This is a genomic window from Seohaeicola saemankumensis (assembly GCF_042678485.1).
GTDB classification, from domain to species: Bacteria; Pseudomonadota; Alphaproteobacteria; order Rhodobacterales; family Rhodobacteraceae; genus Seohaeicola; species Seohaeicola saemankumensis.
The window spans coordinates 91,552-115,179 of sequence record NZ_JBHTKR010000004.1; the positions used below are offsets into that span (position 1 = coordinate 91,552).

Annotated in this window: 19 protein-coding genes and 1 riboswitch; of the genes, 4 read left to right on the forward strand and 15 right to left on the reverse strand. The window is 62.3% G+C overall.

Going from position 1 to position 23,628, the window contains the following annotated elements; genetic code table 11:
- Positions 1–102: 102 nt before the first annotated feature.
- From ACFQ3C_RS10175 to ACFQ3C_RS10185, 3 genes are all read left to right on the forward strand, one after another.
- Positions 103–1,977 (forward strand): polysaccharide biosynthesis protein, encoded by a 1,875-nt coding sequence (locus ACFQ3C_RS10175; RefSeq protein WP_380791326.1) that lies wholly within the window; start codon positions 103–105, stop codon positions 1,975–1,977.
- 183 nt (positions 1,978–2,160) lie between these two features.
- Complete coding sequence (locus tag ACFQ3C_RS10180; protein ID WP_380791328.1) at positions 2,161–4,497, forward strand: calcium-binding protein; 2,337 nt, start codon at positions 2,161–2,163, stop codon at positions 4,495–4,497.
- Positions 4,498–4,624: 127 nt separating this feature from the next.
- Positions 4,625–6,256, forward strand: coding sequence for a GMC family oxidoreductase (locus tag ACFQ3C_RS10185; RefSeq protein ID WP_380791330.1), 1,632 nt, complete (start codon positions 4,625–4,627; stop codon positions 6,254–6,256).
- Between the two features lie 6 nt (positions 6,257–6,262).
- On the opposite strand, the gene ACFQ3C_RS10190 is transcribed toward ACFQ3C_RS10185, so the two are convergent.
- The 10 genes from ACFQ3C_RS10190 to ACFQ3C_RS10235 all read right to left on the reverse strand — a co-directional run bounded on the left by ACFQ3C_RS10190 (position 6,263) and on the right by ACFQ3C_RS10235 (position 15,261).
- Entirely contained in the window at positions 6,263–7,108 is an 846-nt protein-coding gene (locus ACFQ3C_RS10190; RefSeq protein ID WP_380791332.1) for a TonB family protein, read from the reverse strand.
- Entirely contained in the window at positions 7,105–7,512 is a 408-nt protein-coding gene (locus tag ACFQ3C_RS10195) for an ExbD/TolR family protein (protein ID WP_380791334.1), read from the reverse strand. Before ACFQ3C_RS10195 ends, ACFQ3C_RS10190 begins: the two co-directional genes overlap by 4 nt.
- Entirely contained in the window at positions 7,512–7,892 is a 381-nt protein-coding gene (locus ACFQ3C_RS10200) for an ExbD/TolR family protein (protein WP_380791336.1), read from the reverse strand. Before ACFQ3C_RS10200 ends, ACFQ3C_RS10195 begins: the two co-directional genes overlap by 1 nt.
- Entirely contained in the window at positions 7,889–8,533 is a 645-nt protein-coding gene (locus ACFQ3C_RS10205; protein WP_380791338.1) for a MotA/TolQ/ExbB proton channel family protein, read from the reverse strand. The genes ACFQ3C_RS10200 and ACFQ3C_RS10205 overlap by 4 nt, the downstream gene beginning before the upstream one ends.
- Before the next feature lie 45 nt (positions 8,534–8,578).
- Complete coding sequence (locus ACFQ3C_RS10210; RefSeq protein WP_380791340.1) at positions 8,579–9,250, reverse strand: adenosylcobinamide amidohydrolase; 672 nt, start codon at positions 9,248–9,250, stop codon at positions 8,579–8,581.
- Entirely contained in the window at positions 9,247–10,002 is a 756-nt protein-coding gene (locus ACFQ3C_RS10215) for an ABC transporter ATP-binding protein (RefSeq protein WP_380791342.1), read from the reverse strand. Before ACFQ3C_RS10215 ends, ACFQ3C_RS10210 begins: the two co-directional genes overlap by 4 nt.
- A complete protein-coding gene (locus tag ACFQ3C_RS10220; protein WP_380791344.1) occupies positions 9,999–10,991 on the reverse strand; it encodes a FecCD family ABC transporter permease in 993 nt (330 codons plus the stop codon). Before ACFQ3C_RS10220 ends, ACFQ3C_RS10215 begins: the two co-directional genes overlap by 4 nt.
- Positions 10,988–11,830 carry an ABC transporter substrate-binding protein gene (locus ACFQ3C_RS10225; protein ID WP_380791346.1) on the reverse strand — a complete coding sequence of 281 codons (843 nt, stop codon included), beginning with the start codon at positions 11,828–11,830 and terminating at the stop codon, positions 10,988–10,990. The genes ACFQ3C_RS10220 and ACFQ3C_RS10225 overlap by 4 nt, the downstream gene beginning before the upstream one ends.
- Complete coding sequence (locus tag ACFQ3C_RS10230; protein WP_380791348.1) at positions 11,805–13,613, reverse strand: TonB-dependent receptor plug domain-containing protein; 1,809 nt, start codon at positions 13,611–13,613, stop codon at positions 11,805–11,807. Before ACFQ3C_RS10230 ends, ACFQ3C_RS10225 begins: the two co-directional genes overlap by 26 nt.
- A gap of 153 nt (positions 13,614–13,766) precedes the next feature.
- Positions 13,767–13,975, reverse strand: a riboswitch (cobalamin riboswitch).
- A 92-nt stretch (positions 13,976–14,067) separates the two neighbouring features.
- A complete protein-coding gene (locus ACFQ3C_RS10235) occupies positions 14,068–15,261 on the reverse strand; it encodes an aminotransferase-like domain-containing protein (protein ID WP_380791350.1) in 1,194 nt (397 codons plus the stop codon).
- A gap of 117 nt (positions 15,262–15,378) precedes the next feature.
- Between ACFQ3C_RS10235 and ACFQ3C_RS10240 the strand changes: the two genes are divergently transcribed.
- Entirely contained in the window at positions 15,379–16,395 is a 1,017-nt protein-coding gene (locus ACFQ3C_RS10240; protein WP_380791352.1) for a serine hydrolase domain-containing protein, read from the forward strand.
- 30 nt (positions 16,396–16,425) lie between these two features.
- On the opposite strand, the gene gyrB is transcribed toward ACFQ3C_RS10240, so the two are convergent.
- From gyrB to dnaA, 5 genes are all read right to left on the reverse strand, one after another.
- Positions 16,426–18,843: a DNA topoisomerase (ATP-hydrolyzing) subunit B gene (gene gyrB, locus ACFQ3C_RS10245; protein ID WP_380791354.1), complete on the reverse strand. Its 2,418-nt coding sequence runs from the start codon at positions 18,841–18,843 to the stop codon at positions 16,426–16,428.
- A gap of 77 nt (positions 18,844–18,920) precedes the next feature.
- Positions 18,921–19,541 (reverse strand): LysE family translocator, encoded by a 621-nt coding sequence (locus ACFQ3C_RS10250; protein WP_380791356.1) that lies wholly within the window; start codon positions 19,539–19,541, stop codon positions 18,921–18,923.
- A gap of 39 nt (positions 19,542–19,580) precedes the next feature.
- Positions 19,581–20,684, reverse strand: coding sequence for a DNA replication/repair protein RecF (gene recF / locus ACFQ3C_RS10255; RefSeq protein WP_380791358.1), 1,104 nt, complete (start codon positions 20,682–20,684; stop codon positions 19,581–19,583).
- A 40-nt stretch (positions 20,685–20,724) separates the two neighbouring features.
- Positions 20,725–21,843, reverse strand: coding sequence for a DNA polymerase III subunit beta (gene dnaN / locus ACFQ3C_RS10260; RefSeq protein WP_380791360.1), 1,119 nt, complete (start codon positions 21,841–21,843; stop codon positions 20,725–20,727).
- A 194-nt stretch (positions 21,844–22,037) separates the two neighbouring features.
- On the reverse strand, positions 22,038–23,402 hold the full coding sequence (gene dnaA / locus ACFQ3C_RS10265; RefSeq protein WP_380791362.1) for a chromosomal replication initiator protein DnaA: 1,365 nt from the start codon (positions 23,400–23,402) through the stop codon (positions 22,038–22,040).
- Between the last annotated feature and the right edge of the window lie 226 nt (positions 23,403–23,628).

A 23,628-nucleotide genomic window follows, 5' to 3' on the forward strand; every position in this document is an offset into this window, starting at 1 on the left:
GTGTTCGGGCCGGTTGCCGCGCAAGACGGGCAACGCTTCGCTGATCCGGTTTTATGAGTGGATCGGCAGATGCAGCAAAAGCTTCTGAAATTCTGTATTGCCATGACAAGACAGCAGAAACGGCTGATCTTGCTGTTTCTGGATACAACCGGCGCGGGGCTTGGCTTTCTTCTGGCCGTGCTGCTCGTGAACGGCGGTCTGCCGCAGCCAGGGGGCTTGGCCGGTCTTGTGCCGCATCTGGTCGCGGTCACGGTCCTGACCTGCTGCATGACCGTCTACCTGGGCCTGGATCGCGTCAAGCTGAACGCCTATCAACTGCCAAGCCTGGTGAATTCATCCTCCATCGGGATGGCCCTGGGTGCGGCGGCCATGCTGGTGGACCAGTTGACCGGCAGCATGCTTCCCTTTGGCGTCTTTCCCGTGCTGTCGATGGTTTTCCTGATCGTGACCCTGGGGTCGCGGCTGATCATGAAGGCCATTCTTCTGCAGATCTACAAGCAACAGACGTCGCGCAAACGGGTGCTGATCTATGGCGCGGGCCAGACCGGCCAGCAACTTGCCGCGGCGCTTGCCACCGACATCGAAGTGCAGACCGTCGCGTTCATCGACGACAATCCGACCTTGCAAAGCCTCATGATCGGCGGGCTGATGGTGCATTCGCCAGCGGATATTCCCCATCTGGTCCGCAGCAAGGCGATCGATACCATCGTCCTTGCCATGCCATCGGTCAGCCATTCCATACTGCGCCATATCGCCGACCGCTTGAAGGGCTCGGGCTGCGAGGTGCATGTGCTGCCATCCTTCGCAGACCTTGTGCGCCCCGGCGCGCTTGCCCGCCAGGTCCCTGCCCTCAGACTGTCCGACCTTCTGGGTCGCAGCCGGATGGAGGATGAACTGCCCGGCGTGCGGGATACCTATACCGGGCGCAATATCCTGATCACCGGGGCCGGTGGTTCGATCGGTTCGGAAATCTGCCGCCAGCTTCTGAGCGCGAAACCCGCAAGCCTGATCCTGCTGGATCACAGCGAACTGTCGCTTTACCGGATCACGCGCGAACTGACCGAGATATCCGGCGCCATACGCATCGTTCCCATCCTCGGTTCGGTCTGTGAAGCGTCGCTGGTGCGCCACACGATAGCCACGCATCAGATCAACGTGATCCTGCACGCGGCCGCCTACAAGCATGTACCTCTGGTAGAAATCAACGGGATCGAAGGGTTGCGCAACAATGTTCTGGGCACAAAGGTTCTGGCTGATGCCGCGCGTGCCGCACATGTGGAACGCTTCACGCTGATCTCGACCGACAAGGCCGTCCGGCCCGTCGGCCTGATGGGCTGCTCCAAGCGCCTTGCCGAACTGATTGTGCAGGACCTTGCGACGCGGTCGGTGACAACCCGGTTCTCGATCGTGCGCTTCGGCAATGTGATGGGATCATCCGGGTCCGTCATCCCGTTGTTCCAGGAACAGATCGCGCGGGGCGGCCCGGTGACACTGACCCATGATGATGTCACGCGTTATTTCATGACCCTGTCCGAAGCGGTCCGTCTGGTGCTGGGCGCGGGCGCCTTTTCGCGTGGGGGGGATGTCTTTGTTCTCGACATGGGCGCCCCGGTTCCGATCCGAAAGGTCGCGCGGCAGATGATCGAAGCCTCTGGTCACACGGTGCGTGATGCCGACAATCCCGAGGGCGATATCGAAATCGTGGTGACCGGCCTGCGCCCCGGCGAGAAACTGCATGAGGAGCTGTTGATCGGCTCAGACATGCTGACGACACCGCACCCCAAGATCCTGCGCGCCCAGGAATCTCACCTGTCACAGATCGAAATGGCATCGTTGTTGCAGGGCCTGCGCATCGGGATCGAAACGCGCGACATGGACAGCACGACCGCCTTGCTCAGACGTTGGGTCGAACGTGCTGCAAGCGGCAATGACATGGCCCCCCCGGAAGAGGCGGCCGATCCGTCGCGCATTGCCTGACTTGTCCGGACGCCGGAACGGACAAGGGCAAGGACCACGCCCCGACCATCGCAACCCCTGACCCATTCGTTAAAATCCCGACGAAACGCCCCAGTTTGGCCACAGAGGCGCAAGCGCTCATTAACCGGCTATCACCAATCCTGACCGTGGTGAGTGAACGGCCGGGGGGTCGGGGAGTTTGGGATGGGTCTTTATCGGATCGCGTTCGGCGGCGTGCTGGGCGGTGGCATGCCGACATTCGTTACAGGCATTGCAGACCTGGAAATTCTGACAGGCGCGGGGGATCCTGTGCTGATCTCGACGACGCGGGCCGGTGGCGGCATGGCCGCGTTCAACGCAAACACCGGCGCTTTGACCAGGACGCAACCGACATCGGCGGATTTGGCGCAATTGATCGCGCCAGACCTCGCGATACTGCCAGCCGGGGGGCAGACCTTTCTGGTCACGCTGGGCCTGCGCGATGCCACACTGCCCGCCATCCCGATCCTGCCGTCCGGTGCTTTCGGTGCCATGACCGGCATCGGCGCATCCGGCCAAAGCCTGGATCTGGTCACCGGCCTGGTTCAGGCCCGTTTCGGCGAGATGCAGCATGTCTTTGCCTCTGTTGCAGGCACCGGGCTGATGCGACTGGACCCGCAAGGTGGCTTGCAGTTCGCCGCGCAACCCGTTGCGCTGACGGGCGCAGGTGCGCGGCACAGGGTCAGCGAAATCCTGTCCGTTACGCTGGCACAGCGCGACTATCTTGTGACCAGCCATGCAACGGCGGATACGATCGCCGTTCACCGTGTCGAAGAGGGCGGCGCCCTGCGGCGCGTCTCGGAAATCGGCGCTTCTCAGGGCTTGGGCATCGATGCGCCCGCGGCCATGGTGCCGGTGCAGGTCGATGGCACGCAATTTGTCGTGCTGGCCTCGACCCTCAGCTCATCGCTCAGCGTCTTCACCCTTGGCGCAGAGGGCAGGCTGACCCCGGTTGATCATGTCATCGACGATCTGAATACCCGCTTCCATCGTGTGACAGCCCTTGATGCCGTCACCGTCGGAGACCGCAATTTCATCATCGCAGGCGGGGCGGATGACGGTGTGTCCGTCTTCCTCATGCTGCCCGGCGGGCGGCTGCTGCATATGGACAGCATGGCCGACACCGTGACCGCGGCCCTGGCCAACGTGTCCAACCTTGCAGGATTTCAAACACCGCAGGGCCTGGGGATCTTTGCGACCAGTGAAACAGAACCGGGCATCACCCGGCTTTCGGTCGATATCACGAACCGCGGGGAGACCCGGACCGGCACGACAGCCGCGGATATCGTCACCGGCGGATCGCTGGATGATATCCTTGCCGGCGGCGCCGGCGCGGATACGATCAACGGTGGCGCAGGCCATGACATCGTGATGGATGGCGCGGGCAATGACCGCATGACGGGCGGACCGGGCGCCGATATTTTCGTTCTGGCCGCTGATGGCGCGCCAGATGTGATCACCGATTTCCAACCCGGTCAGGACCGGCTGGACCTGAGCGCCTGGGTCGGGCTTGTCTCGGCCGATCAGTTGCGGATCGAGACGCGCAGCTGGGGGGCGGAACTGGGGTTTCAGTCCGAATCCCTCGAGATCCGCAGCGCCTCGGGTGGCGGTCTGGCCAGGGCCGACATTCTATGGGCCCCCGTTCTCAACCTGTCCCGCATCCCTGTCGGAACTCTGACCGAGAACGGGGGGAACACACAGCCCATTACCCCACCTCCGCCGCAACCGCCGCCGCAGGGGCTTTCCCTGACTGGTGGGCCGGGCAATGACAGGCTTGTCGGGGGCAACGGCAATGACACGCTGGATGGTGCGGGCGGCAACGACACGTTGACCGGCGGCGCCGGGAACGACAGGCTTGTCGGCGGAGCAGGGGCCGATCAGCTTCTCGGCGGGGCGGGCCAGGATACGCTGATCGGGTGGACCGGGGCCGATGTGATGGATGGGGGCGACGGGGCCGACCTTTACATGGTCGATGCCTTCGACAGGGTGCAGGACAGCGGTGCAACCGGCAGCGACCGCGCACAGATCTATCAGGACAGCGGCATTGCCCTGAACCTCGCGGGGTGGAGCGGGGTCGAGCGGGTACATGGCTTCAGCGGCAATGACACATTGGATGCAACGACCTGGACCGACGCGGTTTTCCTGTTCGGGGAACGCGGCAATGACATGCTGCGCGGCGGCGCGGGGCATGACACGCTGATCGGCGGGCCGGGCAATGACACCCTGTCTGGCGGCGCGGGTGATGACTGGCTGTCGGGTGGCGCAGGTGCCGATCACTTCGTCTTTCGCCCCGGTTTCGGACGCGATGTGATCGCGCGCTTCGATCAGGGCGAAGACAGGATCGTGTTTGCGGACCATAAGGGACCGATGCAATTCTCGTCCCTTCAGATCTCCCAGTTCAACGCCGATGCGGTGGTCCGAACGTCGATTGGCGGGCAAGACCTTGTGATCCTTGCGGATTTCGACGCGTTGCGCCTGACGGCCGATGATTTTCTTTTCTGATCAGCAGGACAGTCGGCAGGCTGGCATGCACGCCACATGTCAGCCGTCACGATCCACGGGCTGAATGACCTCTGGACGTTTCGGTCCCTTCTCTGTTTGATTTGGGGGTCATCAGGGGGGCAACATCATGGGCTTCGATTATGTTATCGTTGGCGGAGGATCGGCAGGATCGACCCTTGCGGCGCGGTTGACCGAGGACCCGAATACCACTGTCTGCCTGCTGGAAGCCGGCGGATCGGGCAAAAGCCTTCTGGTGCGGGTCCCCGCTGCGGCTATCGCCGCTTTGCCCGGGCGGCCGAAACTGGGCAACTGGGCCTTTGAAACCGTCCCGCAGCCGGGCCTGAAGGGGCGCAAGGGCTACCAGCCGCGCGGCAAGGGTCTTGGCGGATCCTCGGCGATCAACGCGATGCTCTACGTGCGCGGCCATCGCAAGGATTATGACGGCTGGGCCGATCAGGGATGCAAGGGCTGGTCCTGGGATGAGGTTCTGCCCTATTTCCGCCGGGCCGAGAACAACGAACGCGGCACGAATCCCGATCATGGTGCAAGCGGACCGCTGCAGGTTTCCGATCAGAAAAGCCCCCGCCCGATCACGCATGCCTTCGTCGAGGCCGCAACGCAGTTGCAACACCGGGTCCGCGACGATTTCAACACCGGCGAAACCGAAGGCGTCGGGCTGTTTCAGGTCACGCAATTCCACGATCCGGCGCGCAACGGGGAACGCTGTTCCGCGGCTGCCGCCTATCTTCATCCGGTCATGCAAAGACCTAACCTGACAGTGCTGACCGGGGCGCATGCCACGCGCATCCTGTTCCAGGGCAAGCGCGCCACCGGCGTCACCTATCGGCTTGGGCGCGAGGACAGGAAGGTCGACGCGCGGCGCGAGGTCATCCTTTGCGGCGGCACTTTCAATTCGCCACAACTGCTGCAACTCTCGGGGGTTGGTCGCGCCGAAGATATCAAGAAACACGGCATTGCCATGGTTCATGAACTGCCAGGCGTGGGGCAGAACCTGCAGGATCACCTTGATTTCATTCTGGCCTACAAATCGAAGGACACGGATAACTTCGGAATTGGCCTGATCGGCACGATCAATCTGATCAGACACATGCTGCAATGGCGCAAGGACGGGACCGGCATGATTGCAACCCCCTTTGCCGAGGGCGCCGCTTTCCTGAAAACCGACGACGCGCTGGATCGTCCGGATATCCAGTTGCATTTCGTGATCTCGGTCGTGGACGATCATGCCCGCAGATTGCATCTGGGGTATGGGTTTTCCTGCCATGTCTGCGCATTGCACCCCCATTCGCGCGGGTCCGTTTTCCTGCAATCACCCGATCCGATGGCGCCTCCCGGTATCGATCCGCAATACCTGTCCGATCCGCGCGATCTGTCAGCGACGATCAAGGGGGCAAAGATGGCCCGCGCGATCATGCAGGCGCCCGCCTTGGACAGGTATCGTCACAAGGAACTGTTTCTGCCCGATACCCTGACTGACGCGGAATGGGAGGATCACATCCGCGCGCGTGCAGACACGATCTATCACCCGGTCGGTACCTGCCGAATGGGTATAGATCCCCTGGCGGTCGTTGACCCCGAATTGCGGGTTCATGGTCTGGAAGGGCTACGCATCGTCGATGCGTCGGTGATGCCGACACTGGTAGGCGGGAACACCAACGCCCCCACGATCATGATCGCGGAAAAGGCGGCCGACCTGATCCGCGGGGTACGGGCCACCGCGCGCGCGGCCGCGCGCTGATCCGGGTCAATCGAAGCGCACGGGCAGGCGGAAACTGTAGGCGGGATCAGTCAGGGCCGCCGGCGCGGCCGGTACCGGGCCGGCCTTTCGCACCGTGCGCAGCGCGACCTGGTCAAGTGCCCCCTGCCCCGAAGACCTGGCGATGGTGACCGTCTGGATCACCCCGTCGCGCCGCACGGTGATCAGCACGGTTACGGTCCCGCGCCCCGAGCCTTGCGGCCTGGCCCGATCAATACGGTTACGTATCTTTCCGCCCCATTCCGCCAGTAACGACTGGCGCGCCGATGCGGTCAGAGTGGCAGTATCGGACGGCCCACTTGTTCCCCGCGCAGAGGTGGCCCCTGCCCCTGCGGCGGTTCTGGCGGTCTGGGGCGCATCCGCGCGTCTTGGGGCGGGTGTCGTCCTGGGCCGTTCTGCCCTTGCAGGCGCCTCGGACGCCGGTCGCGCCTTTGGCCGCGTCGCGGAGTGCGGGGCGCTCTGCGGTACAGGCGGCTGTACCGGCAGGGCGGATGAAATCGCCGGCAACGGACGGTCCTGCGCGTTTGGCACTGCCAGGGTTGGCCGCAGCGGCGCAGGTGGGCGCGGTTGCGGAATGGCCCTTGTCACGGGCGCGGTATCGGCTGTGGGCGCCGGCACAGATGGCATGGCCGCTGGCAAAAGCTGATCCACTGCGGGCGGGCGATCCCATGCCGCGACCATGTCGGACAGGCTGGCCGAGGTCGCAACCACGGTCACCAGCGCCTCGCCCCCCGATCCGGCGCTCTGGCTGCCTTCGGGCAAGCTCTGGAACGCCGCAACGTGAAGGGCAAGGGCCAGGCCCGCAAAGCTTGTGAATTCGAACAGACCCTTCATCTGTGGTTCACCGTCAGGTTCAGATCGTTCACCCCGGCTTCGGACAAACGGGTCAGAAGCCACGCGAAAGTTCCACCATCAAGACCTGCATCCGCCTTCAACACAACGGTCTTCGGGCCATTTTGCTGGCTGGATATCAGTGCGGCAAGGGCTGCATCCCCGCGCAGGTCGCCGTAAGCCAGCTCGCCCTCGGCCGAGACATGCAAGACCGTCGGTCCCGCGGTATCGGCGGTTTCGCGTGATGCGGCACCGGGAAGGGTCACATCAAACGGATCAGGCGGCGCGATTGTCGCGCTCAGCAGGAAAAAGATCAGCAGCAGGAAGACGATATTGATCATCGGCACCAGTGTTTCGGCCGCGGCACGTCGCTTGCGCGACCCTGATATCCGGAACCCGCCCTGCATCATGGAACCACCGCCACGGCGGTATGACCCGCCTCCCGCAGCAAGGTGATCACCGAAACGAGGCGCTGCAGGTCTGCCCCGTCACGCGCCCGCAGGATGATCGTATCCGTCGGGGCGGTCGTCAGCGCGGCAACATCGCGCAGCAGCTCATCCGGGTTGCGATCCAGACCGTTCAACCTCTGGCCTTCGGGAAGCACATCTATCAGGCGCGGCGGCCCGGAATAGGTCTGGCCGACACCGCCAATATCCAGCGGCACCTGTGCCTCCTGACCAAAGCGAGAGGCCAGCATGAAAAAGACCAGCAACAGAAACACAACGTCGATCATCGGCGTCAGGCTGGGTTTGCGCCGTGGCCGGGGGCTGTCGATGGTAAAGATCATCGGCCCACCTGCAACAACGGATCACGGATCAGCAATTGGGTCACCGCGTCTTCCAGATCGGCTTGCAGATTGTCGGCCACGCTTTCGAACCACACCAGCGCGACACCGGCCGGGATGGCAACCGCCATGCCGGCGGCGGTTGTCAGCAGCGCCTCCCAGATGCCGCCGGCCAGAATGGTCGGATCGGCCTGCGCGCCCGAGGTCTGAAGCGCCTGAAAGGCCGTGATCATCCCAAGCACCGTGCCCAACAAGCCCAGCAACGGCGCGATGGTCGAGATCAGCTCAAAAGCGCGCAGCCCGCTGCGGGCTTCCGCAAGTTCGCGCCGCGCAACGCGCAATATGTCGTCGCGCGCCGCGTCACGGGACAGGGCCGGATCGCGCAGGGCCCGCATTGCGTGGCCCAACACGCGGGACCGCATGCCGCGCGGCGCGCTGAGCTGCCCAAGCGCGGCATCATCCTGGCCTGACAACCACAGGTCAACAGCCTGGTCAGCCTGCGCGCGCTGCCACATGCCACGTAGGGCCAGACGCCATGCCTTCCACAGGATCAAGGCCAGCGTCAGCACGGACAGCAGCGCGATGATCCACATCACGATCCCGCCGCGTCCGATCAGGCTTGCCATGACACCAAGGTCGATCATCTTGCCCCCTCCAGGGTCATCCCGCGCATGTCCGGGGCGGAATCCTTATCCAAGATCATAGGGTTTCCCTCCGGTCTCGGCGATCCATTGATCCGCACCCTCGCGCACAGCAGCATAGACCGCCGCAGCAATCGCCTTGCCCTGCGGCGTATGAAGCCCACAAAACGGCATGTCACCCTCTGGCGCCGCGACAACGATGCAATCCGTGCCGGTTCCGGTCGCAGGGCCATCCGGCGTGATGGCGCCCGAATCCAGAACCGCGGCTGTCCGTGCCGCGCTGGCAATGCTTTGCGCCTCTATCAGGCCGATATCATCAAGAGGCTGATCCAGAATGACCGCGATGTTGATCGTGCCATAGGTGGACCTTGCGCCGGCACCGAAACCCCGGTTGTCCCCCGCGCGTTCCGCGTTTGACAGGCCCACGGTCGCCACGGCCTGCGCGCAAACGGACCCGACCCTGCGTTCGGCCTGGCAGAATGTCGCGATCTTGCGCGATGTCAGCATCGCCACGGCATCCGCCATGCCGCGCGCCTTGCAGTCCTGCGCCAGCCAGGCCAGTACATCGAAATCCTCTGTCAGATCCGCGTTTCGCACTTCGCGCCACAGGATGTGACGCGCCCGCACAAAGCCGCCACGATGAGGCGCCCAGCTGATCATGCGCAACTGCTGTCCAAGGTCCAGGCCAAGCCAGGGGTGTTCCAGACGGGGCGCGATCATAGCACATCCATCGGCTGAAACACCGGCCCCATCGGGCTGTCCTGACGCCAGATCGACACGCCGAAGACCTGCGCCACAAGGTCCGGCGTCAGAACCTGGCCGGGGTTCCCATCCGCAATCACCCGCCCTTGATGCATCAGAACAAGCCGCGTGCAATGACGCGCTGCCAGACCAAGGTCATGCAGCGACACGACAACGGCCCGCCCCTCGCGCGCCAGCTCGGCAAAAACCTGCATCGTCGCAATCTGTTGCGCGGGGTCAAGCCCGGCAATCGGCTCATCCGCCAGCAACAGCGGCGTCTGCTGCGCCAGCGCACGCGCGATCAGCACGCGCCCCTGTTCGCCACCGGACAACTGCGTGGCGATCCGCCGACGGAAACCATCCAGACCAAGGCGCAGTATGGATTGCTCGATCGCATGGCGATCAGCGTCGCTGATCTTGCCGCCGCGGGGCAGATGGGGCACTCGCCCCAGTGACACCAGGGTTTCGACATCCACCGGCCAGGCAATCTGCCGCGATTGCGGCAGAAAGGCCGCGGCCCGTGCACGATCCACCGGGCGCATCCTGGCAAGGTTGGACATGCCCTTGAAACGCTCAAGCCCCAGCGCGGCGCGCATCAGCGTGGTCTTGCCTGCCCCGTTAGGTCCGATCAGACCGACGCATTCGCCCGGACCGACCGCCAGATCGACATGATCCACGACAGGGCATTCGCCGCGCAGAACGGTCAGGTTTTCAACCGCAAGCAGGGTCATCTGATCTCACCCCGCGTCTTGTAGATCAGATGCAGGAAGAAGGGCGCCCCGATGATCGCCATCAAGACACCCAGCTTCAGATCACGATCCGGCAGGATCAACCGAACCGCCAGATCGGCCCCCAGCACCATCACCGCCCCACCCAACGCCGAGGCCCACAGCAGCGCGGACGGGCGCGCGCCCACGAAAGGCCGCAGCACATGCGGCACGACAAGCCCGACAAACCCGATTGCACCGGCCACCGCGGTGGCGGCCCCCACGCTTGAGGCGATACCCAGCACCAAAAACATACGCGTCCGTATTCCAGACAGACCCATCGAGGCCGCCGCATCTTCGCCCAGCGTCAGCACATCAAGCGCGCGACCCAGCGACAGCATCAGAACCCAGCCGATCAGCATGAAGGGCAGCGCGACCAGCACATGATCGAACGACCTGTCCGACAGGGACCCCATCATCCAGAACACCACTTCGCTTGCGGCAAAGGGATTGGGCGACAGGTTCAGAACCAGCGTCGTCATCGCTCCCGCCAGCGCGCTGACCGCGATTCCCGCAAGGATCAGCGTGAGGGATGATCCGCGCGGGCCGGCCAGCAACAGAATCAGCAACACAGCAACCAGCGCACCGGCCAAAGCCGCCAATGGCAGCGCCAGCCACCAGGCGGCGACCAATCCGGTCTGCAAGGCAATCACCGCCCCCAGCGCGGCAGAGCCGGATACGCCGATCAACCCCGGCTCGGCCAGCGGATTACGCAGATAACCCTGCATCGCAGCCCCGGCCAGCCCCAAAGAGGCCCCGACCAGCACCGCCAGGATCGCGCGCGGCAGACGTATCTCGCGCATCACCAGGGTGGCCGCCTCGCCTTGCCCCAGAAACAGCGCGCGCAGCGTATCGCCCATGCCCAGCCCGGCAGGTCCGATCAGGATCGACAGGGCAAACAGCACAAGACACAGCGACACAAGAACAAGCGCCAGGGTTTTCTGCGGGCTCATTGCATACGCTCCCGTATGTCAACAAGACGTGCGACGGCGCGCAGTACCAGCGGCGTGCCGCAAACCCATTCCGCATCGGTCAGGGCCGCCCCGTCCTTGCGCGCGCGCAGGGCACGCAAGGCAGGATGATGCAGCACGTCCTCGGCACGTGACGCACCGGGATAGACCTGCCCCGAGACCACAAGATCCGGCATCAGCAGAACCAGTTGTTCAAGCGGGACCGATCCGGCAATGGTGATCCCGGCATCCACCGTGGCATTGGTCAGACCCGCGGCGACAAGAATCTCATGCGCCAGCGACTTGTCACCCGATGTGTAGTTGTTCGCATAATGCAACAGCGCCGAAGGCGCCGTATCGGTATCGCCCTGCAACAGCGCAAGATCACTGTCAAACTGCGCTACCATCGCCTGTGCCTGCACGGCGCGACCCAAAGCATCGCCCATCTTCAGGATATTGGCGCGGATTCCGTCGAAATCACGCTCTAGCGGGAATTGCAGAACGTCAACGCCCAGACGCCGCAACAGGCCGACAGTGTAGGGATCGCTGTAGATACCGGCCAGAACCAGATCAGGCTGCATGGCGAATATCTGTTCGGCCTGCCCGTGGTTCACCGGGTATTTCGCCGCCTCTTCGACCATGGGCGAGGCCAGAGGATCCAGCGCGATATGCGAGACCGAGATCAACTGCCCCTCGTCCGCCAGCATCATCGCCAACTGATCGGTACACAGGTTCATCGACACGACGCGGGCGGGTACATCCGCCTGCGCCGCCAAAGGGGCAGCACCGTACAGCGCCGCCCCGAGTGCTATGGTTCTAGAAGCGGCTAGAAATACCGACATAAAAAGCCCGATCCGAAGTCGCGTAACCCGCAACATGCTGATATTGCTCGTCGAACAGGTTATCGATGCGGAAGGTTGCTTCCAGGCTGTCCGAGATTTCATAGCGGAAGTTCGCGTTTACAACCGTGAAGTCATCCATCTCGACCCCGAAATCGTCAGGTCGATCTGCAACATGCTGGATTGCAAGGCTTGCGCGCAAACGCTCTGTGATCTCACCATCAAGCGACAATCCAATCTCGTGACGGGGAACCCGGTTCTGACGTGTTCCATTCGGGTTGCGCGCATCCGTGTAGGTATAATTTGCTCCAATGGAGAATCTGTCGCCAAGCGGCAGTTTTGCAGAAAGTTCCAGCCCCTTGGTTTCCGATTGACCTGTCACGTTTTCGTAGATGGATGGTGTGCCAGAGACGAAACCGATCCGGTTCTCGACTGCCAAGTAAAAGGCAGTGGCTGCCAGAACTCCACCATTGTTCAAAGTATAATCGATTCCAATCTCGGCGCTGTCCGAGCTTTCGGGTTCAAGCGCGACGTTCCCAACTATCGAGAAAAGCGGCTCACCAAAACGCTCGAAGATCGACGGCGCGCGATAGCCGCGGGCTACAGCACCGCGCAACGTGACGTCGTCACTCACTTGCCATGCCGCTGCCAGACGGCTCGTCGAGAAAGTACCGAAGTCGCTGTTTTCATCCACCCGTGCGGTCAACGAAATGTCCATATCTTCGGAAGGCGCCCAGAGGCCCTGCACGAAGACACCGGAAATCCGGGTTTTGTTACGGATGTCGCTGGGTGTCAGAGCGGTTTCTTCGGTACTGTCGGCCCCGTACACGAGAGTCAGGGAGGGTGAGATTTCCGTTGTACCCTGATAACCAAAACCGATCCGACTGCCATCATAGCGGTCACGTCCAGGGCTGAAGAATTCCCGGGTGATGTTATAGCGCGTGACGTCGAAAAGATGCTGAGTATTGCCCGTCTGATACTCGGCAAACAACCGTGTTCCGAATTCCTGCCGCGTCTGGCGGTTATCCCCGTCTGCAAGGAAATCGTCATATTCGCTATCTGTGCGTTGCGCAAAAATGGAAAGCCCAACAGCCAGAATATCATTGACCTGATACTTCCCCGAGAGGCTCAGACGGTCGCTCTCAAAGCTGTCATCCTCGAGCGTGGGATCTTTCGGCAATGTATCGTAAGTCGAAAAACCGCCTGTCTTAACCTTGGACAGCGTAAGCGCTGCCTCGAAACGGTCATCCCGAAACTGAAGCGTATACTGGGCCGATGCTGTATCGAAACTCCCGACCTCAGCCGCAAACCGTTGCGAAAATCCGGTTTCAGTCGCGCGCTTGGTCGTGATGTTGATCACCCCTGCGACGGCTGAACCCCCGAACAATGCGGATTGCGATCCGCGCAATACTTCGATCCGACCGATGTCAGCAGTCGTCAGATGGCCGAAGTTGAAGCCGACCGTGATGCCGGTCGGGTCATCGACGCGGACACCATCAACAAGAACCGCAACATAACGCGAATCTGAGCCGCGCAAACGCAGCGTGGACTGTTGGCCCAAAGCACCTTCAGTCGCGACGGAAATGCCTGGAAGACGGCCAAGGAAGGATGACAGCTGTTGATCCCCTGCTGCGGCCAGCTCCTCATCCGAAACCACGGTGACGCTTACACCTGTGCGTGACAATGCTGTGGGCACGAGGTTAGGCGAAAACACGATCTCGTCTAGATCGAAAACGGGCGCATCCTGCGCGAAAACGGGGGCGGTGCCTGCCAGCAGGATTGCCATCAGGGAAAGGGGGTATCTCATGTTTTTCTCCGTGAACGCCCCGAAAGGCGTGTCCAAGTCCATAATCTGTCGTTGGAAGGAGAGACTCCTCCGCAGACGGTGCAAATGCCACCACTACGGAAAAACCGTTATCCACAACGCGCCCCGCGTCCGGATAGGGTGATCATCCTGGCAGGTCTCCTGACTTGCGGGTCAAAGCTTGGCTGAGTCTTCCCAGGGTTTGATCCCCAGTGACGTGGTTCAGCGTCGCTCACCGCTCACAGTTGCGGGGGCAGTTCCGGAATGACGCCATGGCTGACGCGCACCGGATTCCCATTTTAACCGGACGGATACCCGCCCGGACCAGAACAAGGATTTGGGTAAACAGAATCCGCCAGACTCGCAACAGATTTCTGGTAAGGTCAAGCCACGGCCAGATAGTCCGCTAGAGGATCACGTCAAGGCCAGACCGCCTTCAGACGGGTCCGGCCTGCCTGAGCGCCTTGCCAAGCGCGGCAATGCCTTCGCGAATCCTGTCCTCGGACTGTGCAGAGTAATTGATGCGCGCATGATTGGGTTGCTCATCCACGGGAAAGAAGGTTGCACCGGGCACATAGGCGACACGCGCCAGCGGCAGCGCCACATCCCGCATGAAAGCGGTTGCATCGAAACCGGCAGGAAAGGAAGCCCAGGTGAACAGACCGCCCTCGGGGTCGGTCACGGTCACATCCTGCGGGAAATGCTGGCGAATCGCGTCCAGCATCACCTCTTTCTTGTGCCGGTAGCTGCGGCGCAGCAGGTCGATATGGGCCGTCAGATCGAACCGGTCCAGAAACAGGCTGGTCGCCGCCATGTTCAGGGTCGAGGTCTGGGTATCCGCCGCCACCTTCAGCAGCGCCATTTTTTCCAGAAGGGCAGGCGCGGCAACGGCCCAGCCGATCCGCAGACCCGGCACCAGAACCTTGGAAAAGCTGCCCAGATGGATGACACGGCCTTGCGTATCCAGCGATTTCAACGTGGGCAGGGTTTCGCCCGCGAAACGTATGTGGCGATAGGGCGTATCCTCCAGCACGATGACGTCGTACTGATTGGCCAGCGCGATCAGATGCTTGCGACGCTCAAGCGATAGGGTCACGCCGGTCGGGTTCTGAAAATCCGGCACGGTGTAGATCATCCGCGCGCGGGGATTGGCCTTCAAGGCCACCTCAAGCGCGTCGGTCCTCATCCCGTCGGCATCCATGGGAATGGCGACATAGGCGGGCTGGCTGGGGTTGAAGGCGATCAGCGCGCCAAGGAATGTAGGATCCTCAGTCACGATCACATCACCCGGATCGACCAGCATCTTTGCCGCAAAATCAAGACCTTGCTGCGATCCTTGCAGCACAAGAACATCCTCGGGGCGGCAAGGCGTGCCATCGTTCACCATCAGCGCCGCGATCTGTTCGCGCAGCCGTGGCAAACCATCCGAGGGGGCATATTGCATCGCGGCACCGCCAGGCGCGCGGATCACATCGCGAAACACCTGCTCAAGCTGCGCGGCCGGAAACAGGCTGGCGTCAGGATAGCCGCCGCCGAACGAGATGATCGAGGGGTCAGCTCCAAGGGCCAGAAGTTCCTTGATGGCGGAAGGTTCGACCTTTTCCATCCTCTGCGCGAAATGGGGTGACATCCGTTTCTCCATCGCTCCTGCCCTGCCAAGGGACACGCAAACCCGCACCGATGCAAGCGGTGGCGGCGTCACGGCGTTCTGACTGGGCGCGACGGTTTGACATGCTAGTTTAGCCCCATGCCGCGCAATCATCATATCATGACCCGCCGCCACCTGATCGCCGCAGGTGCTGCCATCTTGGCCGGCCCGGCGCTTGGTCGGGAAGATCCCTGGAAGGCTGTCGCAGACCGCGCCCGCAGGCTGGAGCAATGCCATGCCCTGATGATCCGCATCGGCGGTGATGATGTTCTGGCTGAACGGTTCCGGGGTCCGGGGCTGGATCGTGCGGTTCCTGTAAAATCCGTGTCCAAGACGATCGTTGCTGCCCTGACAGGGGCAGCCCTTGACCGGGGCGAGATTTCAGGCGTGACCGCAACGCTTGCCGATGTGGCGCCGCGTCTGATCCCGTCAGGGGCCGATCCGCGTGTCGGCGCGCTGACGGTCGAGAATCTTGTCACGATGCAGGCCGGGCTGGAACGGACCTCGGGACAGAATTACGGGGCCTGGATCAGCAGCCGCGACTGGGTCTCGGACGCGTTGTTGCGCCCCTTCGTGGCGGAACCGGGTGGCCGGATGCTGTATTCAACAGGAAGCTTTCATGTACTGGGGGCGGTTCTGGCCGAAGTCGGCGGCGCCAGTCTGCTGACATTGGCCCGAAGCCGTCTTGGCAATCCGTTGGGGATGGAGATTCCGGCATGGACCCGCGATCCGCAGGGCCGATATCTTGGCGGCAACGAGATGGCCCTGACCCTTTCAGACATGGTCCGGTTCGGCGAGGTCTATCTGTCCGCCGGTGTCTGGGAAGGTACGCGGGTCTTGAGCCGTGACTGGGTCAATGCCTCGCTGCAACCGCGGACAAGCTCGCCGTTTTCCGGTCTTGATTATGGCTATGGCTGGTTCCTTGGCCGCGCCGCAGGGCAGGCTTATGCGCTGGCGCGCGGCTATGGGGGGCAGGTTATCTGCATCGTGCCGGGGCTGGATCTGTCGATGGCCCTGACGTCGGACCCGACCCGCCCGGCCCGCAGCCAAGGCTATTTCGGTGACATCATGCGCCTGATCGAAGACGCCGTGATTCCGGCGGCAGCGCAGGTGTGAAAAAGGGGGCTTTCGCCCCCTTCTCAATCGTCAGAAATCCAGGTTTTCGACATTCAACGCGTTCTGCTGGATGAATTCGCGGCGCGGTTCCACCACATCACCCATCAACTTGGTGAACAGATCGTCAGCCTCGGCCATGTCGTCGATCTTGACCTGCAAAAGCGTCCGCGCTTCGGGGTCCAGCGTGGTTTCCCACAGCTGTTCAGGGTTCATTTCGCCCAGACCCTTGTAGCGTTGCAGCGACAGGCCCTTTTCGCCTTCTTTCAGGATCGCATCCAGCAGGTCCAGCGGCCCATGGATCGCTTGCGACCGATCCTTGCGGATCAGCTTGGCGGGCAGCGTGTAGACCTCGCGCAGCGCAGCACTCATCTGGCCCAGCTTGCGCGCCTCGCCCGACCGCAGAACCTGGCCATCAAGGGTACGAACCTCTTCGACACCGCGCAGCACGCGCGACAGGCGAATGCCGTGATCCTGCGTGATCCGCCCGGTCCAGCCACGTTCATATTCAACCGCGATCTGGTCGAGCCGCTTGGCGACGGCATCGGCCACGCCTTGCAGATCGGCATCCGCGCGCCCCTGTGCGAAAGCATCGGCAATCGCGGCCTGTTCAAGGATATGACGGGGGTAATGCGTTGGAAAGGCTTCCAGAATCCGGCGAACCTGACGGGCTTCCTCGACGATGCGGACCAGATCCTGACTGGTGATATCTTCGCCGGAACCAAGCCGCAGCACAGCCCCTTCGGTGCCCTGGTCGATCAGGTAATTCTCAAGCGCGGTCTGATCCTTGAGGTAAACCTCGGACTTGCCGCGCCCGACCTTGTAGAGCGGCGGCTGCGCGATGTAGAGGTATCCGCCTTCGATCAGCTGCGGCATCTGACGGTAGAAGAAGGTCAGCAGCAGCGTCCGGATATGCGCGCCGTCCACGTCGGCGTCGGTCATGATGACGATCTTGTGGTAGCGCAGCTTCGAGATGTCGAATTCATCGCGTCCGATCCCGGTGCCCAGCGCCATGACAAGGTTGCCGATCTCCTGGCTGCCCAGCATCCGGTCGAACCGCGCGCGTTCCACGTTCAGGATCTTGCCGCGCAGGGGCAGAACCGCCTGGGTGCGCCGATCACGACCCGTCTGGGCCGAACCGCCGGCGCTGTCACCCTCGACCAGGAAAACTTCGGTCTTGGAGGGGTCCTTTTCCGAGCAATCCTTGAGCTTGCCGGCAAGATAGTTCACGTCCATCGCCGTCTTGCGCCGTGTCAGTTCGCGCGCCTTGCGCGCTGCTTCGCGGGCCAGCGCCGCTTCGACGATCTTGCCGACGATGACCTTTGCCTGCGTCGGATTTTCCTCGAACCATTCGGCCAGCTTCTCGTTCACCAGGTTCTCGACCGCGGGGCGCACTTCGGAGGACACCAGCTTGTCCTTGGTCTGGCTGGAGAACTTCGGATCCGGCACCTTGACGGACAACACGCAGGTCAGACCCTCGCGGGCGTCATCGCCGGTAAAGGCCACCTTTTCGCGCTTGGCGATGCCGCTGGACTGGGCATAGCTGTTGATCGTCCGCGTCAGCGCCCCGCGGAACCCCGCCATATGGGTGCCGCCATCGCGCTGCGGGATGTTGTTGGTGAAGGGCAGAACATTCTCGTGATAGCTGTCGTTCCACCACATCGCCACTTCGACGCCGATGCCGTCTTTCTCGCCGGTCATGTAGATCGGTTCCGACATGATCGAGGATTTGGACCGGTCGAGGTATTTCACGAATTCCCGCACGCCGCCTTCATAGAAAAGCTCGGTCTTGAGGGGTTCTGCCGGCCGCAGGTCTTCCAGGATGATCCGCGCGCCCGAGTTCAGGAACGCCAGTTCGCGCAAACGCTTTTCCAGGATTTCAAAGGAGTAATCCAGGTTCGAGAAGGTCGTGGTCGAGGCCAGAAAGCGCACCTCTGTACCCTTCTGTCCGTTGGCATCACCGACCACGCGCAGGTGTTCCACGGTATCGCCGCGTTCGAACCGGGCGTAATGTTCCTTGCCCTCGCGCCAGATCCGCAATTCCAGCCAGTCGGACAGCGCGTTCACCACCGAGACGCCCACACCATGCAGGCCGCCCGACACCTTGTAGGAGTTCTGGTCGAATTTGCCGCCCGCGTGCAGCTGGGTCATGATGACCTCGGCGGCGGAAACGCCTTCGCCCTCGTGGATGCCGACGGGTATCCCGCGCCCGTTGTCACGCACGGACACGCTGTTGTCGGGGTGAATGATCACATGGACATGGTCGGCATGACCGGCCAAAGCCTCGTCAATGCCGTTGTCCACGACCTCATAGACCATGTGGTGCAGACCCGACCCATCGTCGGTATCGCCGATATACATGCCGGGCCGCTTGCGGACGGCCTCCAACCCCTTGAGAACCTTGATAGAATCCGCGCCGTATTCTTCGGGGATCTTTTCGTTGTCGGACATTCCGCCAATCCTTCTTGATTTCGGGATTTTATACGAAACCTTGGGGGGAATGTCACGTCATTGCCCCATATTTTGCGCTATACGAAGGGGATTATCAGGCCCACGAGGCACAGCAACGCCCCCGCCACGATATTGACCCGCCTGAGGGCGCTGGGCGATGTCAGAAGCCGCCTTGCGCGGTCCACCGAAAGCGCCATCAGAAGGTTGCCCATCAAGGGGATCGCGCAGGAAATGGCAAGGATCGCCGCCACATCCACCCAAGTGATCCTGGTCAGGTCAAAGAAGCCCGGCAAGACGCCCATGTAGAACAGGACCGCCTTGGGGTTGCCGATGATCACCGCGACACCGGCCATGAAACCGGCCCAGCGGCCCGGTCGGGTCAGGCGGCTGTCCGTGCCGATCATATGGCCTGCATGCCGGATCAGCATCACGCCCATGAACAGGAACATGCCCGCCGCAACATAGCGCATCACGATCATGAACCCGTCGAAGACCGACACGATCCACGCAACGCCAAGGATCGCCAGCAAGGGCCACAGGATATCGCCCAAGACCACGCCCACCGCCAGCGGCCAGGCCGACGCGAAGCCGCCTGACAGCGCGCGGGCCGTCAGCGCCACCCAGACGGGGCCGGGCGTGAGAAACAGGATCAGGATGGCCCCCGCGTAAAGCAGCAGATCGGTTGGCGAAGCGGTCATGTCCGGGCTTTCGGAATAGGTGGTGAATAGCGTGACGTCTTATCGCGCTGAAATCACCGATGTTCCAGCCTCTTCCGTGACCTCGAACATCTGCGCGCGCGTGGCAATGGTATCGAAAAGTTCGGGCCCGGTGCCTGTCATCCAGGCTTGCGCGCCCAGCGCGCAGATCTCGTCGTAAAGGGCGGCGCGACGGTTTGCATCCAGATGCGCCGCGACCTCATCCAGCAGCAGCAGCGGCGGCGCACCGAAGTCACGGGCCAGCCCCCGCGCATTGGCCAGGATCAGGGATACCAGAAGCGCCTTCTGCTCGCCGGTCGAGCAATCGGACGCGGGCACGCCCTTGGCGGCATAGACCGCGTAAAGATCGCTGCGGTGCGGCCCCACAAGGCTGCGCCCTGCCGCCAGATCGCGGAACCGGCTTTCGCGCAGCGCATCCAGCAGATCAGCTTCGGTTTCGGGCATCTCGCCTTCGGTCTGTTGCAGGTCCAGTTCAGCGGCGGGAAAGGCGGTTTCGGCCTGATCCTGCGCGGCGCGCAACAGGTCCAGCGCCGCAAGCCGGTTGGCATGGATCGCGGCGCCGGCGCGGGCCATCTGCGCCTCGATCGCACCATACCAATGCGTATCGCGCACCTGGTCCTTGAGCAGACGGTTGCGTTCGCGCATGGCTTTTTCGTAGGTCAGGCTGACCTCGGCATGATCGGGAATGAAGCTCATCGTCATGCGGTCCAGAAAGCGCCGCCGCCCTTCGGCCCCTTCGATCCACAGCCGGTCCATCGCGGGGACCAGCCACAGAACCCGTGCAATCCGGCCCAGGGACAGCTGTGTGGCCGCCTTTTCATCTATCGTAACCTGGCGCGATGCCCCTTCCTCGGACCAGATTGCAATTTCATGTATCTGATGCAGGCTGCGTAAAACCCCCGTGACCTTCCAGCCCAGGGATTCGGGGCGCCGCGCCATATCTGCGGCACTGGCCCGACGCAGGCCGCGACCCGGCGAGAACAGCGATACCGCTTCGAGAAGATTGGTTTTTCCCGCGCCATTGGGCCCGAAAAGCGCAACTGGCCGGGAATCCAGCGCCATGCGCCCCGCCCGGTGCGAGCGAAAATGCGACAAGGTCAGTTCAGTCAGAAAAAGGCCAGACACGCCCCGGCCTTTCCTTGTTCAGAACAGCGCGGCGCGCCCGTCACACCCGCATCGGCATGACGACATAGACCGCCGACATGTCATTGCCTTCGCGCATCAGCGTGGGATCACCGGCAGAGTTGAACATGAACACCGCGTTTTCACGATCCACCTGGCTGGCGATTTCCAGCAGGTACTTGGCGTTGAACCCGATTTCCAGCCGCTCGTCCCCATAGGCGACGGCCAGCTCTTCCTCTGCGGCGCCACTGTCGGGCGCGTTCACCGACAGAACCAGACGGTCTTCGTCCAGCGACAGTTTCACGGCGCGCGAGCGTTCCGACGACACGGTGGCCACACGGTCGACAGCCGCGGCGAAATCGCGGGCATCCACTTCGAGACGGCGCGAATTGCCCTGCGGAATCACCCGCGTGTAATCCGGGAAAGTCCCGTCGATCACCTTGGAGGTCAGGGTAATGTCAGGCGTCGCAAAGCGGACCTTGGTTTCCGAGACCGACACCGCGATCTGCATATCGTCATCGTCCAGCAACTTGCGAAGCTCGCCCACCGTCTTGCGCGGCACGATCACACCGGGCATGCCTTCGGCCCCGGCTGGCAGCGGCGCATCAATCCGCGCCAGGCGATGCCCATCGGTGGCCACGCAGCGCAGGACCTTTCCATCTTCGCCGTCGGACACATGCATGTAGACGCCGTTCAGGTAATACCGGGTTTCTTCGGTCGAAATGGCGAATTTCGACTTGTCGAACAGCCGCCGCAACATGCCCGCCGGGGCACTGAAATTGCTGGCATAATCCGAGGAGGCCATGACCGGAAAATCTTCCTTGGGCAGGGTCGCCAGATTGAAATGCGACCGGCCTGCCTGCACGCTCAAGCGGCCAGCGGCGCTGTCATCCGACAACGTCACGAGGGATCCATCAGGCAGCTTTCGCACGATTTCATGCAGCATGACCGCCGACACCGTCGTGGACCCGGCGCGTTCGACCTGCGCGGGCGCCTTGTCCAGCACCTCGATATCCAGGTCAGTGGCGCGGAAGGTCACGGTATTTCCTTCGGCCTCGATCAGCACATTGGCCAGGATCGGGATGGTATTGCGCCGCTCGACAACAGATTGCGCCTGCGACACGGCCTTCAGAAGCGTTCCGCGTTCGATGCTGAGTTTCATTCCGTCGCTCCTATCCGCTACCGGCCTTGCGCCCTGGTCGCCCAGCCATGCCGGGATGGGCAAGGTATCCCAAATACCTGCCCACTCAAGGCTTTTCTTGCGTTTTCGGGTGGAAAAAGAAGCCCGTCAAGTACCGAGAGACCGCCTCGGATGCAAAAAGCCCCAAGACGGTCTACCAATGCGATGAAACAGGCTTAGGCCTCGAGTGTGCGGCGCAGCATCTCGATATCTTCGGCGATCTGGCCATCCTGCACGCGCAGCTCCTCGATCCGGCGCACGCCATGCATGATCGTGGTGTGATCGCGCCCGCCGAAACGGCGTCCGATCTCGGGCAGGGAGCGGCTGGTGAGCTGTTTGCACAGGTACATCGCCACCTGACGGGGGCGTGCATAGCTGCGGACACGCTTTGGCCCGATCATGTCGGACAGGCGGATGTTGTAATGCTCGGACACGCGGCGCTGGATCTCTTCGATGGTGATCTTGCGTTCCGAGGCCCGCAGCACATCGGCCAGGCAGTCTTGCGTCAGCTCCATCGTGATTTCGCGGCCGACCAGGCTGGCGAAGGCATAAAGCCGCGTCAGCGCCCCTTCGAGAACACGCACATTGGTGCTGATCCGGTGTGCCAGGAATTCCAGCACCTGGTTGGAAATCTCAAGCCCCGGATACTGAAGACGGTAGGCCTCGACCTTGGATTGGAGAATTCCAAGGCGCAGTTCGTAATCGGTCGGATGCAGGTCCACCACAAGACCGCATTGCAGCCGCGATTTGATCCGGTCTTCCAGATCCTTGATCTCTCCGGGGGCACGGTCGGCCGAAATGATGATCTGCTTGTTCCCGTCCACCAGGGCATTGAACGTGTGGAAGAATTCTTCCTGCGTGCTGTCCTTGCCCGCGATGAACTGCACGTCATCGACCATCAGAACATCAACCGCGCGGAAAATCTGCTTGAAATCCATCATCTTGCGATCGCGCAACGCCTGCACGAAACGGTACATGAACTGTTCCGCGGACAGGTAGACCACGTTCAGGTCGGGCCGCCGGGTCTGAAGCTCCCAGGCGATCGCGTGCATCAGGTGGGTTTTGCCAAGACCGACACCGCCGTAAAGAAACAGCGGATTGAACGTGACCGGGCCACCTTCGGCGACACGGCGCGCAGCGGCATGGGCCAGTTCATTGGGCTTGCCCACGACAAAGCTGTCGAAGGTGAAGCGTCTGTCCAGCGGCGCGCCGGGTAACTGATCGGCGCCAAGGCTGGGCGCGGGGGCCGCGTCGGACAGGGGCGCCGACACAGATGCAGCCGTCGGGCGCTGGGCCGAATTGGCGGGCACCCGAAAATTCACGCGGCGCACAAGCTGGCCGGACTCTGCCAACTGGTGAAGGATCAGGTCACCGAAGTTCTGGGCCACATAATTTCCCAGGAAATTGGTCGGAACATGGAACGTGGCGACGCCTTCCGAAATGTCGGAAAATTCCAGCGGCTCTATCCAGTTGGCATAGTTATTCTTGCCCACAGTGCCGAGAAGTTTCCGCTGCAGCTGTCCCCATTGTTCTTGTGTCATTCTACCCCAAGTCCCGCCTGTTCAAGTCCCGCAACATCACAAGACCCTGGGTCAACGGCACACAGCGGACCCCACACTGCCGCAGCGGCAATGAAGCAAGACCCGTGTTGCATGACCGATCAGCACATCATGTCTGGCCTGCAAACTGCACCCGGTCCCAGCGGATGCATGTCACACTAACTCACACACAATGCACAATCTGAGGAACATGGTTCACCGCAGATGC

Bases quoted from the DNA above. Each gene is read 5' to 3' on its own strand.
- ACFQ3C_RS10175 (WP_380791326.1), top strand. From the start codon at position 103: ATGACAAGACAGCAGAAACGGCTGATCTTGCTGTTTCTGGATACAACC.
- ACFQ3C_RS10180 (WP_380791328.1), top strand. From the start codon at position 2,161: ATGGGTCTTTATCGGATCGCGTTCGGCGGCGTGCTGGGCGGTGGCATG.
- ACFQ3C_RS10185 (WP_380791330.1), top strand. From the start codon at position 4,625: ATGGGCTTCGATTATGTTATCGTTGGCGGAGGATCGGCAGGATCGACC.
- ACFQ3C_RS10190 (WP_380791332.1), bottom strand. From the start codon at position 7,108: ATGAAGGGTCTGTTCGAATTCACAAGCTTTGCGGGCCTGGCCCTTGCC.
- ACFQ3C_RS10195 (WP_380791334.1), bottom strand. From the start codon at position 7,512: ATGCAGGGCGGGTTCCGGATATCAGGGTCGCGCAAGCGACGTGCCGCG.
- ACFQ3C_RS10200 (WP_380791336.1), bottom strand. From the start codon at position 7,892: ATGATCTTTACCATCGACAGCCCCCGGCCACGGCGCAAACCCAGCCTG.
- ACFQ3C_RS10205 (WP_380791338.1), bottom strand. From the start codon at position 8,533: ATGATCGACCTTGGTGTCATGGCAAGCCTGATCGGACGCGGCGGGATC.
- ACFQ3C_RS10210 (WP_380791340.1), bottom strand. From the start codon at position 9,250: ATGATCGCGCCCCGTCTGGAACACCCCTGGCTTGGCCTGGACCTTGGA.
- ACFQ3C_RS10215 (WP_380791342.1), bottom strand. From the start codon at position 10,002: ATGACCCTGCTTGCGGTTGAAAACCTGACCGTTCTGCGCGGCGAATGC.
- ACFQ3C_RS10220 (WP_380791344.1), bottom strand. From the start codon at position 10,991: ATGAGCCCGCAGAAAACCCTGGCGCTTGTTCTTGTGTCGCTGTGTCTT.
- ACFQ3C_RS10225 (WP_380791346.1), bottom strand. From the start codon at position 11,830: ATGTCGGTATTTCTAGCCGCTTCTAGAACCATAGCACTCGGGGCGGCG.
- ACFQ3C_RS10230 (WP_380791348.1), bottom strand. From the start codon at position 13,613: ATGGCAATCCTGCTGGCAGGCACCGCCCCCGTTTTCGCGCAGGATGCG.
- ACFQ3C_RS10235 (WP_380791350.1), bottom strand. From the start codon at position 15,261: ATGTCACCCCATTTCGCGCAGAGGATGGAAAAGGTCGAACCTTCCGCC.
- ACFQ3C_RS10240 (WP_380791352.1), top strand. From the start codon at position 15,379: ATGCCGCGCAATCATCATATCATGACCCGCCGCCACCTGATCGCCGCA.
- gyrB (WP_380791354.1), bottom strand. From the start codon at position 18,843: ATGTCCGACAACGAAAAGATCCCCGAAGAATACGGCGCGGATTCTATC.
- ACFQ3C_RS10250 (WP_380791356.1), bottom strand. From the start codon at position 19,541: ATGACCGCTTCGCCAACCGATCTGCTGCTTTACGCGGGGGCCATCCTG.
- dnaN (WP_380791360.1), bottom strand. From the start codon at position 21,843: ATGAAACTCAGCATCGAACGCGGAACGCTTCTGAAGGCCGTGTCGCAG.
- dnaA (WP_380791362.1), bottom strand. From the start codon at position 23,402: ATGACACAAGAACAATGGGGACAGCTGCAGCGGAAACTTCTCGGCACT.